14 protein-coding genes and 1 pseudogene are annotated in these 14,894 nt (G+C 55.8%); 6 read left to right on the top strand and 9 right to left on the bottom strand.

The features are described from left to right. Positions 1 to 27: 27 nt before the first annotated feature. The 5 genes and pseudogenes from mobA to moaA form a co-directional block, all read right to left on the bottom strand. A pseudogene (mobA, locus tag NHF56_RS08945) lies at positions 28 to 597 on the bottom strand (molybdenum cofactor guanylyltransferase); the annotation flags it as partial. 4 nt (positions 598 to 601) lie between these two features. Then, on the bottom strand, positions 602 to 1,819 hold the full coding sequence (locus NHF56_RS08940; protein WP_256995391.1) for a multidrug effflux MFS transporter: 1,218 nt from the start codon (positions 1,817 to 1,819) through the stop codon (positions 602 to 604). A gap of 10 nt (positions 1,820 to 1,829) precedes the next feature. Beyond that, positions 1,830 to 2,738, bottom strand: coding sequence for a DMT family transporter (locus NHF56_RS08935; protein WP_252803515.1), 909 nt, complete (start codon positions 2,736 to 2,738; stop codon positions 1,830 to 1,832). Between the two features lie 104 nt (positions 2,739 to 2,842). Beyond that, positions 2,843 to 3,496, bottom strand: a complete 654-nt coding sequence (locus NHF56_RS08930) for a DUF1176 domain-containing protein (RefSeq protein WP_252803513.1) — start codon at positions 3,494 to 3,496, stop codon at positions 2,843 to 2,845. 21 nt (positions 3,497 to 3,517) lie between these two features. Continuing rightward, on the bottom strand, positions 3,518 to 4,516 hold the full coding sequence (gene moaA / locus NHF56_RS08925; RefSeq protein ID WP_252804936.1) for a GTP 3',8-cyclase MoaA: 999 nt from the start codon (positions 4,514 to 4,516) through the stop codon (positions 3,518 to 3,520). A gap of 167 nt (positions 4,517 to 4,683) precedes the next feature. On the opposite strand from moaA, the gene NHF56_RS08920 reads away from it, so the two are divergent. Beyond that, positions 4,684 to 5,040 (top strand): gamma-butyrobetaine hydroxylase-like domain-containing protein, encoded by a 357-nt coding sequence (locus tag NHF56_RS08920; protein WP_252803510.1) that lies wholly within the window; start codon positions 4,684 to 4,686, stop codon positions 5,038 to 5,040. A gap of 15 nt (positions 5,041 to 5,055) precedes the next feature. On the opposite strand, the gene NHF56_RS08915 is transcribed toward NHF56_RS08920, so the two are convergent. Continuing rightward, positions 5,056 to 5,523 (bottom strand): MarR family winged helix-turn-helix transcriptional regulator, encoded by a 468-nt coding sequence (locus NHF56_RS08915; RefSeq protein ID WP_252803509.1) that lies wholly within the window; start codon positions 5,521 to 5,523, stop codon positions 5,056 to 5,058. A 139-nt stretch (positions 5,524 to 5,662) separates the two neighbouring features. Here NHF56_RS08915 and NHF56_RS08910 point away from each other — a divergent pair, with 139 nt between their 5' ends. From NHF56_RS08910 to NHF56_RS08900, 3 genes are all read left to right on the top strand, one after another. Next, complete coding sequence (locus tag NHF56_RS08910; RefSeq protein ID WP_252803507.1) at positions 5,663 to 6,544, top strand: alpha/beta fold hydrolase; 882 nt, start codon at positions 5,663 to 5,665, stop codon at positions 6,542 to 6,544. Positions 6,545 to 6,618: 74 nt separating this feature from the next. Then, positions 6,619 to 7,227 carry a pyridoxamine 5'-phosphate oxidase family protein gene (locus NHF56_RS08905; protein WP_252803505.1) on the top strand — a complete coding sequence of 203 codons (609 nt, stop codon included), beginning with the start codon at positions 6,619 to 6,621 and terminating at the stop codon, positions 7,225 to 7,227. Positions 7,228 to 7,233: 6 nt separating this feature from the next. Further along, positions 7,234 to 7,797: a nucleoside 2-deoxyribosyltransferase gene (locus NHF56_RS08900; RefSeq protein WP_252803503.1), complete on the top strand. Its 564-nt coding sequence runs from the start codon at positions 7,234 to 7,236 to the stop codon at positions 7,795 to 7,797. A 184-nt stretch (positions 7,798 to 7,981) separates the two neighbouring features. On the opposite strand, the gene NHF56_RS08895 is transcribed toward NHF56_RS08900, so the two are convergent. From NHF56_RS08895 to fumC, 3 genes are all read right to left on the bottom strand, one after another. Next, positions 7,982 to 9,052 (bottom strand): GGDEF domain-containing protein, encoded by a 1,071-nt coding sequence (locus NHF56_RS08895; RefSeq protein WP_252803501.1) that lies wholly within the window; start codon positions 9,050 to 9,052, stop codon positions 7,982 to 7,984. A 201-nt stretch (positions 9,053 to 9,253) separates the two neighbouring features. Continuing rightward, entirely contained in the window at positions 9,254 to 10,861 is a 1,608-nt protein-coding gene (locus NHF56_RS08890; protein WP_252803499.1) for a fumarate hydratase, read from the bottom strand. 137 nt (positions 10,862 to 10,998) lie between these two features. Continuing rightward, positions 10,999 to 12,384 (bottom strand): class II fumarate hydratase, encoded by a 1,386-nt coding sequence (gene fumC / locus NHF56_RS08885; protein WP_252803497.1) that lies wholly within the window; start codon positions 12,382 to 12,384, stop codon positions 10,999 to 11,001. A 140-nt stretch (positions 12,385 to 12,524) separates the two neighbouring features. Between fumC and NHF56_RS08880 the strand changes: the two genes are divergently transcribed. After that, positions 12,525 to 12,695, top strand: a complete 171-nt coding sequence (locus NHF56_RS08880; protein WP_373456269.1) for a hypothetical protein — start codon at positions 12,525 to 12,527, stop codon at positions 12,693 to 12,695. Positions 12,696 to 13,006: 311 nt separating this feature from the next. After that, positions 13,007 to 14,833, top strand: a complete 1,827-nt coding sequence (locus NHF56_RS08875) for a murein L,D-transpeptidase (RefSeq protein ID WP_252803495.1) — start codon at positions 13,007 to 13,009, stop codon at positions 14,831 to 14,833. The last annotated feature ends 61 nt before the right edge of the window (positions 14,834 to 14,894 follow it).

The raw sequence follows: 14,894 nt of genomic DNA, 5'->3' as shown, positions 1-14,894 counted from the left end.
CTTTTCCGCTTCCGCGAACTCTGCCGGCGTATTGATATTGAAAAACGGGTTTTCAGCGCCGATGGCCGGGCTGAACTCCACCATTTTCAAGTTGTTTGCCGCAGCGAAAGCCATGATCGAGCGATGACCGTCGCCTGCAAGCCAATCGGCCAGTTTGCCTTTCAGCTTGATCGGCCAAAGTGCGAATGCCGGCTCCGGGCGTCCCTGCCACATGGCCATTGCAATCATTGTTTCATCGTCGCAGGCCGCGGCGAGGCGCGACGCCAGATTGGCAGGGAAAAACGGCCCATCCGTCGGCACACTCAGCATATGAGTCGCACCCCCGACAGTCGACGAAACCGCATCCAGACCGGCGAGAATTCCAGCAAGCGGGCCTTGAAAACCGCCAACAGTGTCGGTCACCAGCGGGAAGCCGCAATTTGCAAGCTCGGCATCGCCGCTGTTGATGAAAACAGGCTCATGCCCTGCCGAGCGCAATCTGTCGGCGATAAAGACGGCCAGCGGTCTGCCCTCGATCTCCATCAACGCCTTGTTGCGACCCATTCGGGTGGATCGCCCCCCGGCGAGGACTACGGCCGCAATTGTGCTCTCAATCATCGTCTCACCGCGCCAATGCGCCCTCTCGTCGGTCAATCGACCAAACATAGAGTGTGGATGCAAGCGACAAAATGCCGGTCAGAAGCATGATCCCGAGCAACAGCAATGCACCACGCTCGGGCGTCAGCAATGCGCCGGTGATCGCGGCCAGAAGGGCTGCCCCACCGATCGTCACTGCGCCGCCGAGACCTGATGCCGAGCCGGCAAGATGTGGCCGCACACTGACCATCCCCGCGTTTGCGCTGGGCAGGGTCAGGCCATTGCCAAATCCAATCAGGGTCAACGGCCCAAAAAAGCTGACGGCAGTGTGGTAACCGAAGGCAAAGAGAAGAAGGCTGGTCAAAATGCCAAGCGTTGCGGAAACGGCGCCAGATGTCATCATGACGTTGACGCCGGCGGTCGCGGCAAACCGGCCGGAAAGAAAATTGCCGACAATATAGCCGATGGCCGGCACCGCCAGAGCATAGCCAAGAAGCGCATCTTCAAGCCCCAGCGTCGTGGAGCCCACATAGGGCGCACCGCCCAAGAACACGTAATAGCCGCTGGTGGTGAAGGTGGCCGTGAACGTGTAGCCCCAGAAGCGGCGCGAGCCGAAAAGCTCGGGCCAGTCGCGAAATTGCCTGGAAAAGGAGCTTGATGGATTGGCGTTGGTTTCGCCAAGATCAAAATAGGAAAGGATAAGGACGACAAGCCCCATCGCTGCCTGGCTGATAAAGATTGCCTGCCAGCCAAACTCGCTTCCCAGATAGCCACCGGCAACGGGGCCAACCATGGGAATGAGTGTCATGCCCATGGTGACATAGCCGATCATTGAGGCTGCCTTTTCCATCGGCACCATGTCGCGCACCACCGCGCGCGAAAGCACCATGCCGCCGGTCGCAATTGTTTGAATGACGCGAAAGAAAAGGAAAAATTCGATCTGTGAGACGGCGGCGCAGGCAAGGCTTGCCACGATGAGGATGATGAGCGAAGTCAGATAAACGGGGCGACGCCCATAGCGGTCGGACAAGGGACCGATAATGAGCTGCACAACGGCTGTCGCGCCAAGAAAGGCGGACACGGACAGCTGCATCGTGGCGTAGCTGGCGCCAAACCAATCAGCCATGCTGCTGAGTGCCGGCAGGTGCATGTTAGTGGCCAGTGCCCCAAGCCCCGCCATGAAAATCAGGGTTGTTATATTTGGCGGCGTCGAACGCACAAGGAATTTCGATTGGGTTTTCAAACACTACCTCTCAATGCATGACGCGCGGCGCGGACTTCTGCGCCAACTCGCGCGTGCGCAGCTTGTTTTCCCGGTAGAACGTGTAAAGACCCGAGACAATAACGACGGCTGCACCCGACAACATGAATTTGTCCGGCAGACTGCCGAACATGAAAAAGCCAAGCAGGATCGCCCATAGCAAGCCGGTATAGCGGAACGGCGCAATGAACGAAACCTCACCAATCCGCATGGCAGCAATCAGAGACTGATAACCGATCAGCAGAAAAACGGATGCAAGCGTCAGACGCAGAAGATCACCGAGCGTCATCGGCTGCCAGCCACCCAGCGGCACAATGAGCAACGCGCCAAGCGATGTGATCGACACGGTGGTAACAAGCGTTACGAAAAGGGAAGGAATGTGCTGAGGCACCCTGCGCGTCAGCAGGTCGCGTCCAGCGGCAAAGATCACGCTGATGAAAACAAGAATGGAGGCTGCGTCGAAACTTGCTGCACCTGGCCGAATGATGATCATCACGCCGACAAAACCGATAATGATGGCGCTCCAACGCCGCCAGCCAACGGACTCGGCAAAAAAGATGGCCGCCCCAAGTGTGACGGCAAGCGGAATGAACTGGACGATTGACGCCGCAATGGCCAGCGGCACCACCGCAAGCGCCAGGATATAGGTCATCGTCGCGCACATTTCCGCGCCGACACGAAGCAGAAGAATCGGATTGCCGATGGTTTTGAGTGGACGCAGCGCGCTGAAATGCGCCGCCATGGCAAAAATCAGAACGCTGGAAATAATCCCGCGCACGAAAATGATCTGCCCGGTACTCAGTGTATCCAGCGTGGATTTCACCAGCGCATCGTTGATCGTATAGCCTGCCATGGCCATCGACATGAGGATAGAGCCCTTGATATTGTTGGAAAGCACCATTTTGAAGTCAGGCCTGCGGAATCGAATTTGACGCGACAATATAGTAAGTATGCTTCGCGACAACAGAATTCGTCAGTCTGCGCTATCAGAGCAAGGGAGGGCTATCAGTTCTGCAACTGATAAATCGTATAGGACTTGTCCAATTGCTCCTCTGAAGGATCGTCCAGATTGGCTTCATAGGTTGGATCGACGGTGAAGTCCTGTAGCACGAACTGGCCGTTTTCAAATTTCCAGGTTCCCGAGGACCATGCATCGCCCAGGCCGCGCCACTTGTTGAAACTGGTAAGCGTCATTGTCTCGGGATCGAAGCTGGGATTGACCAGAAGAAGCTCTGCACTGAAACCTTTGAGCGTGGGCTCTCTTTCCAGTTTGGTCATCGTATCATCCCCATCTTCATAGGCATAGTCGAAGAGAGGCATCGGCAGGGCGATCAGCGAGGCCGGGGAATCTTTGTTGGCAAATAGATAGGCAACAATAAAATTATAGGCACCTGCGGCGCAGAACACTTCATAGAGCGTTCCTTCGCGGTCTTCGCCAGCGGGATCGTAGGACGTGTCTTTCCACTTCAGCAGGTAGGCTTTGTCCTGAAAATAGTCGCCGTCGGCGTTCTGCTCGGCGTCGCAATTCTCCCCCAAAGCCGCAAGCATCTGCGCGCGCGCTGCCCCCAGCTCAGAATCGTCGTCCGCAAGCGAAGTGCCTGCAAAAGCCATGCTGAAAGAGAAAAGGGCGGTAACCGCCAAGCCCGTCAGTGATCGCATTGTTTCCCCCAGAAAACTGTGTCAGCCGCCTGTCATGCTCATATGACGTTCAACAGCCGGTTTTTTATTCTGGCGATTGATGTCAAAATCATGTCCCAGAGGTTTCCGACCGATCGCCTCGTCGATAGCATTCAAAAGCAATTCGTTGCCCTCCGAAGCTCTCAGCGGCGCGCGCAAATCGGCCGCATCTTCCTGCCCCAGGCACATGAACAGCGTTCCCGTGCAGGTCAGGCGCACCCGATTGCAGCTTTCACAGAAATTATGCGTCAAAGGCGTGATGAAGCCCAACCGCCCGCCGGTCTCCTGAACCTCGACATAGCGGGCAGGGCCTCCGGTCTTATAAGGAATGTCGTTCAGCGTATAGCGCTCGGAAAGGCGTGCGCGCACTTGCGAAAGCGGCAGGTATTGGTCCGTTCTGTCTTCGCTGATGTCGCCAAGCGGCATGGTTTCAATGAGCGTGAAATCCATTCCCCGCCCATGCGCCCATTCCAGCATTTGCGGAATTTCGGCCTCGTTGAAGCCTTTCAGCGCAACAGCGTTGATCTTGATCTGAAGCCCGGCCTTCTGGGCAGCGTCCAGGCCCGCCATCACCTGTTCCAGGTTGCCCCAGCGCGTGATGCTGTGGAACTTTTCCGGATCCAGCGTATCGAGCGAAACGTTAATCCGCCGCACGCCAGCCTCGGCAAGCTCTTCGGCAAAACGCGCAAGCTGCGTCCCATTGGTCGTTAGCGTCAGCTCGTCCAGTTCGCCGTTCTTCACCTTATCGCCAAGAGCACGAACCAGATACATGATGTTCTTGCGCACCAGTGGCTCGCCGCCGGTCAGCCGGATCTTGCGCACCCCGCGGCTGATGAAGGCGGAACAGAGACGCTCCAACTCTTCCAATGTCAGAAGATCGCGTTTCGGCAGAAATGTCATGTTTTCCGCCATGCAATAGGTGCAGCGAAGGTCGCAACGGTCGGTCACCGAAACGCGCAGATACGTGACGGCACGACCGAACGGGTCAATGAGCGGCGCCATCCTGTCAGCTCTGATCTCGGCTACGTGATCGTTCACTTTGCTTCCTCCGGGTGTCGGAATTTTCTTTTTAATGTCGTAGGCTCTGACCCTTGCGTCAAGAGCCAGCAAGCCGCAAATAGGGCCTTTGACCCGATCATGAAAGCCTGCCTGCAGAAAGTGACGCAAAAATGAGCGATGTCTGGCCCCAGTCCCTGCGTGTCTCCAAGGATCGCAAATCACTCACAATCGCATTCGATGACGGGCAGAGTTTTTCATTGCCAGCCGAAATGCTGCGTGTCCTCTCTCCTTCAGCGGAGGTGCAGGGCCACGCGCCGGACCAGAAGGTGACGGTGCCGGGTAAACGCAATGTCGAGATCGTTTCAGTCCAGCCAAACGGTAACTATGCCGTGCGCATCGGCTTTGACGATATGCACAACACCGGCATCTATACATGGAGATATCTGCGCGAACTCGGCGAACGCGGCAACGAACTCTTTGCCGCTTATGAGCAGGAATTGCGAGAGAAGGGCCTGAGCCGGGATTGAGTGGGAATCCGCAGATTATTTTGCGGCTTTTTCCCTTGCGATCAGAAAACCTGTGAGATTTTCCATCGTTTGCGCCACAGATTCGCATTGCGGCAAGCTGACCTGTCCCATCACCTCTTCAATCAAGGCCGTTTGCAGGCGCATGGCATCTTCGGCAACCTTGCGTCCCTTATCGGTGAGTGAAAGACGCAGAACCCGTTTGTCTGCCGCATCGCTGCGCCGTTCGATCAGTCCCTTTTTCTCCATATGGGGTAGAAGCATGCTCATGTTGGAGCGACCGACAAGCAGTTTGCGCGCAAGCTCTTGCTGGGTCATTCCCTCAAAACGGTAGAGATTGGCAAGAATATCCAAATGCGGAAGCTTGATGCCGAACTTTGCAATTTCTCGCGCCAGTGCCTGATTCATCATCTGACAGCCACGACCCACAGCCACCCAGGTACGAAACCGGGGGTTATCCCACGGGAAATGATTGCTGCTATTCAAGGTCTGCCTCTGCCAATTCTCTTTCCGAAAGTCTTACCGTCTAAAAATACAATCTTCCACCCCTGTATGACATAGTGCTTGAAAAATGTTCAACAGTGCACAATAATGTTCAACATTGAACAAAGTTTTGGAGAGCATCATGTCGCGTCGACTCACCCGCTTTATTGGAAAGTTGATCAACGCCGTAGGCTGGGTCTCGCCGACATTCGGCGGCCGTATGGCTTTCTATTTGTTCTCGCGAACCGCAACGCGCACGCCAAAGAGCGACAAGGAAAAGGCGGTCATTGCGGCGGCGATACCGGTTTTCGCGCAGGCGCAAACGCGGACGGTCGTGCTTTCAGAGGGAAAAGCGGTGGCGCATGTCTTTCCGGCCAAAGCTGCGAACGGCGGGCCTCGCGTTTTACTCACCCATGGTTGGAATTCCAGCGCCCTGTACATGGTTGGCATGATTGAAGGGCTTCGTTCTGCTGGAGCCGAAGTCGTTGCACTCGATCTTCCCGGCCATGGAGCATCGCCTGGAAGACGCCTGCATGCTGCGCTTGCGGTTGAAGCGATTTCCAAGACCTGCGAGCAGCTTGGCCCCTTTGATTTGATGGTTGGCCACTCTTTCGGCGGTTATATGACTGTGGCCAGTGTCCGCGGCGTTCTGCAGGGGCTTTATAAACCGCAGCCTCGCAAGGTTGTCACCATAGCCTCGCCCTCAGACGTGCGCATTGTTTTTGGTCGCTATGTCAAAATGCTGGGATTGTCGAAATCGGTGCACAATGGCTTGATCAGCAGGATAGAAGCGATTTCGGGCCGTAAGGTTGAGGACTTTTTTGGTCCCAAAATGCTTTCGGAGGCCGGTGTTGAGGCTCTCGTCCTCCATGCGGAAGATGACAAGGAAGTCGACGCCAATGCCGCGCGCCAATACGCTGATGCGGGGCCGCAGGTGCAGTTGCAGTGGTTGAACGGCCTTGGCCACCGCCGCATTGTCAATTCGCCTGAAGCAATTGTCGCGGTAACAAGTTTTGCCGCCTGAAGGCTGCTTTCCGCTTGCGCCCGCCGCTTGCCGCAGTAAAACTCTGCCCGCGTTTGGCAAGCCAGGGGGCGATCATGAAGACTGTTCAGTCGGTAGCGGAATTACAGGCGGCATACGGCATGCCCGGCAAGACCTCTCTGGTGAAAGTCACTGCGGCACTCACCCCTGAATATCGACGTATGATCGAGGCGTCTCCGTTTCTCGCCATCGCCACGGTCGGCGAAGAGGGAACGGATTGCTCGCCGCGCGGCGATGCCGGCAGCGTCATTCATATCGAAGATGAAAAGACCCTCTACCTGCCGGATTGGCGTGGCAACAACCGCATCGACACGCTTGCCAATATTGTGCGTGATCCGCGCGTATCGCTGATGTTTCTTATCCCCGGTTCCACCTCGGTGATGCGGGTCAACGGCCATGCTGTTGTGACAATGGACGAGACGGTGACCAGCCGCTTCGAAATGGATGGCAAACATCCGCGTTCCGTTGTGGTCATTGGGATTGACGAGGTCTATTTCCAGTGCGCGCGCGCCGTGATGCGTGCAGACCTCTGGAATCCTCAGAAATTTCACGACCCCAAATCTCTGCCCACCGCTGGCGAGATGACCAGGGCCGCAGAAGCTGGTTTCGACAGCCAAACCTATGATCGAGAGTGGCCAGAACGCGCTGCCCAAACCATGTGGTAATCAAATATGAAAATCTATCTCGCCGGGCCGGAAGTCTTCCTGCCCGATGCAAAGGATGTTTTGCGCCTGAAGGCAGACATGGCGCGCGGTTACGGTTTCGAACCGCTTGCACCGGGCGACAATCAGATCGAAACCTCAGGCACGCGCCGCGAGATGGGCTATAAAATCAATGGCTTTGACGAAGCCCTGATGGATGCAGCCGATGGCATCATTGCCAATCTAACCCCGTTCCGTGGCCCGGGAGCCGATCCGGGGACCTGTTACGAGGTCGGTTACATGTGCGCCAAAGGCAAGGCTGCTTTCGCTTATACCAATGATGCCAGAACTTATTTCGAACGCGTCTCCGATCTGAATGACGGGAAACTGAGCGATGCCTCTGAGGGCCGCTTTTTCGATGCCGAAGGACTGGCGGTCGAGAATTTCGATATGGCTGAAAACCTGATGCTTGTCGGCGGTATCGAACGCCGGGGTGGCAAGGTCATCACCCATGCCGCGGCAGCAGACGCCCGCTATACCGATTTGGCAGCTTTTGAGGAGTGCCTGCGCCTGATGGCGCAAGCGCATCTTTGAGTTTACGGCCCGATCGATTTCCAAAGAAAAGCCAGCAAGATCACCCTGATCGACCTTCTGCCGAGGGCGCTTGCGCTGCTGGAGATAACGCTGTTTCAGCGGGAAATGACCGGTCGTCTCTATGACGCACTCGCCGAAATCTCAAAGCAAAGGCGGGAGGCGGTCGTTTTCAGCTGAGTCGTGCCTAACGGCGGTAAAGCATCCAGGTCTTGTTGCTTTCCTTTTTCATGCCGTCTTCAAACATTCTGACCTGATTGCGGCCATCATTCTTGGCACAATAAAGGGCAATGTCGCTCTTGCTGTAGAGTTCATTCGGCTCGTCAGCTTCCGACGCCATGCAGATGCCGAGCGACATGGTGACAGGACCATAATCGACGCCTGTCTTGGAGTTCTTGAACGGGGTTGCAGCCAGTGCCTTGCGGATGCGCTCGGCAATCTGCATAGCTTCAACGTCTGAATTGCCCTCGATGACGATGGCGAATTCTTCACCCCCGGTGCGGGCAACAAACACATCGCGGCGAACATTGGCACGGATGATATTGGCCACCGTTGCCAGAATCTTGTCGCCGACGGGGTGGCCAAACGTATCGTTGATCTTCTTGAAGTGATCAATATCACCGATGACGAGCGCGGTAACGGAGCGATTGGTCTGGCGATTGTAGATGGCCGCGAGCTTTTCGTCGAAGGCACGGCGGTTTGAAAGCCGCGTCAGCGAATCGGTGTTGGCGATGCGCTTGTATTCGTCCAGTTCCTGGCGAACCTTTTCCATTTCGACGGATTTCTTGACAACGGACTCAACGGCCTTTTCGCCTTGCGCCATCGTGTCCCCGGTGGCCTCGGAGAGCACGCCAATCGCATTGCGCAGAATTTCGACACTGGCGCTGTTCTTGTCGGAGATGCGCGAAACAGTATCGCCAAGCAGCTTGTTGTAGCTTTCCAGCGAATTCTGCTCCTGCTTCAACACGCCGAGCAGCCCCTCGAGTTCAGAGACAATTTTCGAGTGAGCACCATCGAGCGCGTGTGGACGGTTGGTGTTGAAATACTGCTGGCCAATGGCGTCCAGCTCTTCTTGCGTCGCCTTGTTTCCAAGCGCTGCAAGGTCTTTTGTCAATTTCGGGTTGGAGCCGATGTAAGCTTCGTAAAACAGTTCGTAATTGCGCGGAATAGGCGCGACGCCCATTGTGCGCATTGCATAAGTCACCTGCGCGGCGATATCAGGCAGCTGCACCTTTTTTGACGCCGTTGCCGTCTTCATCGGCAGGTTCTCCGTAAATTCTATTGATGCCCCATCCATAGTTTTTAGGTCCAAACCGTTTTAAAACTGTTAACAATAACCCGCGCAACACACCCGGATGTTCAAGGCAAAGATAGAATTGATTCATGAAATAATATTTAAGCGGCGCATGAAAATACGCCGCTTAAATTTGATTGTAGCTAGATTTAGTGATGTGTATTTTCAGGACAAATTGAGTTCCTTGAAGAAATCATTGCCCTTGTCATCAATAACAATGAACGCAGGAAAATTCTCGACCTCAATTTTCCACACGGCTTCCATGCCAAGTTCTGGAAACTCCAGCACCTCGACCTTTTTGATACAATCCTGTGCCAGCCTGGCTGCAGGTCCGCCGATCGAGCCGAGGTAAAAGCCGCCGTGTCGAGCGCAGGCATCGCGAACGGATTTCGAGCGATTCCCCTTGGCGAGCATCACCATCGACCCGCCGAAAGACTGGAATTGATCGACATAGCTGTCCATCCGGCCTGCCGTCGTTGGACCGAAGGAGCCAGACGGCATGCCTTCAGGCGTCTTGGCGGGGCCGGCATAATAAACCGGATGGTTCTTCATATAGTCCGGCATTTCGCCACCAGTCTCCAGAATGTCCCGGATTTTGGCATGCGCCAGGTCGCGCGCCACGATGATGGTGCCGGTCAATGAAAGCTGTGTCTTCACCGGGTGTTTCGTAAGCTCGGCGAGAACCTCCTTCATCGGGCGGTTGAGGTCGATCTTCACCACATGTTCCGAGAGTTTGCTCTCGTCAATGTCCGGCATATATTTCGACGGATCTGTTTCAAGTTGCTCGATGAAAATTCCGTCCTTGGTGATCTTGCCTTTGGCCTGGCGATCTGCCGAACAGGAAACGCCAAGCCCGATTGGCAGCGACGCACCATGGCGCGGCAGGCGGATGACCCGCACGTCATGACAGAAATACTTGCCGCCAAACTGCGCGCCGACGCCGAGCGATTGCGTCAACTTGTGAATTTCCGCTTCCATCTCCAGATCGCGGAACGCGTGGCCTTTTTCAGAGCCCTCGGTTGGCAGTTCATCGAGATAGCGGGCAGAGGCAAGTTTGACTGTTTTCAGGTTCATCTCTGCCGAAGTGCCGCCGATTACAATGGCCAGATGATAGGGGGGACAGGCTGCCGTCCCTAACGTGAGGATCTTCTCCTTGAGGAACTCAACCATGCGGTCATGCGTCAAAAGGGAAGGCGTTGCCTGATACAGAAAGGTCTTGTTGGCCGAGCCGCCACCCTTGGCCATGAACAGGAAATTGTATTCGTCAGTGCCGTCTTCATAGATGTCGATCTGTGCGGGAAGATTGTTCTTGGTGTTCTTTTCTTCAAACATCTTCAAGGGCGCAAGCTGCGAATACCGCAGGTTCTTGCGCTCATAGGCATCCAGCACGCCCTTGGCCATGGCCTCATAGTCGCCGCCTTCGGTCCACACACGCCGGCCCTTCTTGGCCATCACAATGGCCGTGCCGGTATCCTGGCACATGGGCAGAATGCCGCCCGCTGCAATATTGGCGTTCTTCAAGAGGTCGTAGGCCACAAAGCGATCGTTCTCGGTCGCTTCAGGGTCTTCGAGAATGTTCTTCAACTGCTGCAGGTGGCCTGGTCGCAAAAGGTGGTTGATGTCGGAAAGGGCTGTTTCCGCCAGAAGCCGAATGCCTTCCGGCTCCACCGTCAGGATGTCCTGTCCCTTGAAAGTGTCAACCGAAACATAGTCGCTTGAAATCTTGCGGTAGGGGGTCTGGTCGGGCCCAAGGGGAAACAGGTCGTCTGCCATGTGCGTAAAGTCTCCGGTGTCTCAGATGAGGTGAAGACTGTCTAACGGCCTGATATTTAAAATGCAATTGCCACAAGATCGGCCCGCAAACATTCAAACGGTTTAGTTTGCAGTCGATCTTGCGGCGATGGCGAATTTTACCCGATCATCTTCTCCGGCCGCACGATCGTGTCGTAATCGGCTGCACTCACGAGACCGCTTTTCAGCGCCTCTTCGCGAAGCGTCGTGCCGTTCTTGTGGGCCGCCTTGGCGATATTGGCCGCATTGTCGTAACCGATCTTGGGGGCGAGCGCGGTCACCAGCATCAGCGAGCGCTCCAGCCCTGCCTTGATATTGTCCTCGCGCGCTACAATGCCGTTGACGCAATGTTCGGTGAACGAGAGGGCGGCGTCGCCGAGCAGTTGCACCGACTGCAGGAAATTATAGGCCATCATCGGATTGTAGACGTTCAATTCGAAATGGCCCTGGCTGCCGGCAAAGGTAATGGCGGCATGGTTTCCGAATATATGCGCTGCCACCTGCGTCAGGGCTTCAGCCTGCGTGGGGTTCACTTTGCCGGGCATGATCGATGATCCCGGTTCGTTTTCGGGAAGCGACAATTCGCCAAGACCGGCGCGGGGACCCGAGCCAAGAAAACGGATATCATTGGCAATTTTGAAAAGTGCCGCCGCTGCAGCGTTGATCGCTCCATGGGCAAAAACCATGGCGTCATGCGCAGCCATCACTTCGAACTTGTTCGGCGCGCTCACAAAGGGAAGGCCGGTTAGTTCCGCAATCTGGGCCGCAACCAGATCGGCAAAGCCTTCCGGTGTATTCAGCCCTGTGCCGACAGCCGTGCCGCCCTGCGCCAGATCCATCAATCCGGGCATTGTCGCGCGGATGTTACGAATGGCGGTACCAACTTGCGCGCAATAGCCGGAAAACTCCTGGCCGAGCGTCAGCGGCGTCGCATCCTGCGTATGCGTGCGGCCGATCTTGATGATGTGGGCAAATTCCTTGGCCTTGTTGTTGAGTGCGATGTGCAGCTCCCCCAGCGCCGGCAGCAGATGCCCGTTGATCTCCATCGCCGCCGCCACATGCATGGCGGTTGGAAACGTGTCGTTGGAAGATTGACTCATATTCACATGGTCATTCGGGTGAACCGGCTTCTTCGATCCCATCTTGCCGCCCAGGATTTCAATGGCGCGATTGGAAATGACCTCGTTGACATTCATATTGGTTTGCGTGCCGGAGCCTGTTTGCCAGACCGAAAGCGGAAAGTGCTCGGAAAGCTTGCCGGATGAGACTTCGCGCGCGGCTTTGACAATCACATCGCCAATTTCGGGTTCGAGAACACCAAGCCGCATATTGGTGCGCGCCGCAGCTTCCTTGATCAGGCCCAGCGCGCTGATAATGGCATGCGGCTGCTTCTCCCAGCCAATCTTGAAATTCGTCAGCGATCGCTCCGCCTGCGCCCCCCAGTATTTGTCCTTTGCAACGTCAATCGTGCCGAATGTGTCCGTCTCCTTGCGGGTCGCCGTCATAATAGTCTCCTGGGAATGGATTGGGATTTAGCGATGGGGATTTGATTTTATGAGACAAATATAGGCACGCTTTTCCGCAGGCAGAAGTTGAAAAGTGAAAAAAAGATTGAAAGCTTCTTTTGGAAATAAGGAAAAGAAGAGTGCGATGGCCGCGCTATTGGTTCACGGCGTCCGCGTCTTTCGTCAAGCCGGCGGTTACATTGGCCCGCAGCTTTTCCAGTACGCTTGCCGGAATTCGCCCACTCGATATGCCCATTTTTGTGCTCTCGCGGTTTGCCGGTGCCGTTCTGGCATGGGCGTTCTGCCTTTAGCCACTACGGACGCAAGCAGAGCGCCAGAACGCAGCAGCATAAGGGCTTTTGCCGCTTTCCGGTCACAATTTTTTGTTCGCCATGTGGTCGCCCTGCCACAGGATTGTTAAGTCAAATTTAAGGCTGCATATTTATCAATTGTTTAGGCAAGGCTTTGCCATCGCGGCCCTATGCCTGCCACTGGGATTTTGCGCTCAGAATAAAGCGCGCGCCCCAGCCGTATCCTTTCTATTCCGCCGGTGATCGGATAGTGTTTGCGCCGGTTCGGATATTGGGGTGCCGCAACAAACATGACGAGGAAGCTTTAGATTATGAAATTGATGACGAAAGCAGCGGCGATGGCCTTGGCGACCTGCACGATAGCAGCGGCGCAGCCGAGCGACGCGAATGCAGCACGAACACTTTTGGACCTGCTGCGGGGCAACACCGGCTCAGAAAAGACCTCCAGCCGGGACGGGCGCGAGACCGTGGATGTTGATCCAGAGCCGATTTCACGTGTTTCGTCGCCGCGTTACTACACTTACAAGGCCGATAGCTTCCGTGCCTTGAATATTCCAGCCTTCGTCGAGCCGATGGTCACGGGTTCCGTTTCCAATGATTCTGCGACCCCCGAAGCCGCCAGTCTGCCGATTATCGTGAAGACAGATGGCGATATCGCGAAGGTGATGGAAGCCTATTATCAGAGCGAAGCCGACTATCTCTGGATCGAAGGCGATGCTGTTCTCGATCGGGCCAAAGCGGCAATGGATCAGCTTGCAAAAGCTGATGAAGTTGGCCTCGACCCGCAGGATTACGCCGTTGAAATGCCCGATCTGACCGGTGACGCGGTTCAGCGCCGTCAGCAGCTCGCGACTTTCGAATTCAAGCTCACCGCCGCAGCACTGATGTATATTCAGGACAACCAGCGCGGTCGCATCGATCCAAACAGGATTTCCGGCTACCACGATTTCAAGCGCAAGAGCGTTGATTTGGCGACCGATATCAAGATCCTGAAAAATGCAGCCCGCGTTGACCGTTATCTCGCTTACCGGGTGCCGAAGAGCAAGCATTTCGAAGAACTTGTCGCCGAGCTTGCCCGCCTGAAACAGGAAATGGGCGATCCCGATGACCGCGTTGAGATTGCCGATGGCACGCTGATCAAACCCGGCCGTTCCAGCGATCAGCTTCAGAACGTCGTCAAGGGCATCGTGAAGAACGCCTCGGACGATCTCAAGCTCGAACATGCTTTGACGCTCGCCGATTACAAGCAGACGGATGAATATTCCCAGCCGCTGGTGGAGCTTGTTGAAGCCTTCCAGAAGGAAAAGGGCTTGCATCCCGATGGCGTTGTCGGACCGGCAACAATCCGCAAGCTCGTGGGCGGCGACAGTATCCAGGACCGGTACAACAAGGTCGTTTACGCCATGGAGCGTGCGCGCTGGCTGCCGAACGAGCTTGGCGACCGCCGCGTATTCATCAATGAGCCTGCCTACCAGGCCTATTATTTCCAGGACGGCAAGGAACAGCTTTCCATGCGCGTCGTGATCGGCAAGACGAGCAACCAGACCTATTTCTTCCAGGACGAGATCGAGACTGTCGAGTTCAACCCCTATTGGGGCGTTCCACGCTCGATCATCGTCAACGAGATGCTGCCCAAGCTGCGTCAGGACCCGTCTTATCTGGACCGTCTCGGCTATGAAGTCTCCTATCAGGGCCGCCGCGTCAGCTCCACCTCCGTTGACTGGTACAAGACCGCAAGCGTCGATGTTCGCCAGCCGCCCGGAAACAGCAACGCGCTGGGTGAGTTGAAGATCCTCTTTCCCAATTCGCACGCCATCTATATGCATGACACGCCGTCCAAGAGCTTTTTCAAACGCGACGTTCGTGCGCTGAGCCACGGCTGCGTGCGTCTGGCCGATCCGCGCGCGATGGCCAGTGCGGTTCTGGGTGTGGGCGAGGGCGAAATTGCCCGCCAGATCGCCGATGGCCAGAACAAGCAGGTCAATGTTCCGCACAAGATCCCTGTCTATGTCGCCTATTTCACCGCCTGGCCGGACAAAGACGGCAAGGTCGAGTATTTCGAGGATGTCTACAAGCGTGACGAATACCTGCAGCGGGCGATCGATGCGACCGACAAGGAACGCCATTCAAACGTCTGATGCCTGATCAGTCATGAGCCACAAGAGAGCCGGTCGCGCGCAATCGCGGCCGGCTTCTTTA

The organism is Rhizobium sp. L1K21, assembly GCF_024055895.1.
Classification (GTDB): domain Bacteria; phylum Pseudomonadota; class Alphaproteobacteria; order Rhizobiales; family Rhizobiaceae; genus Ensifer_A.
This window is presented reverse-complemented; position numbering and strand designations above follow the sequence as displayed.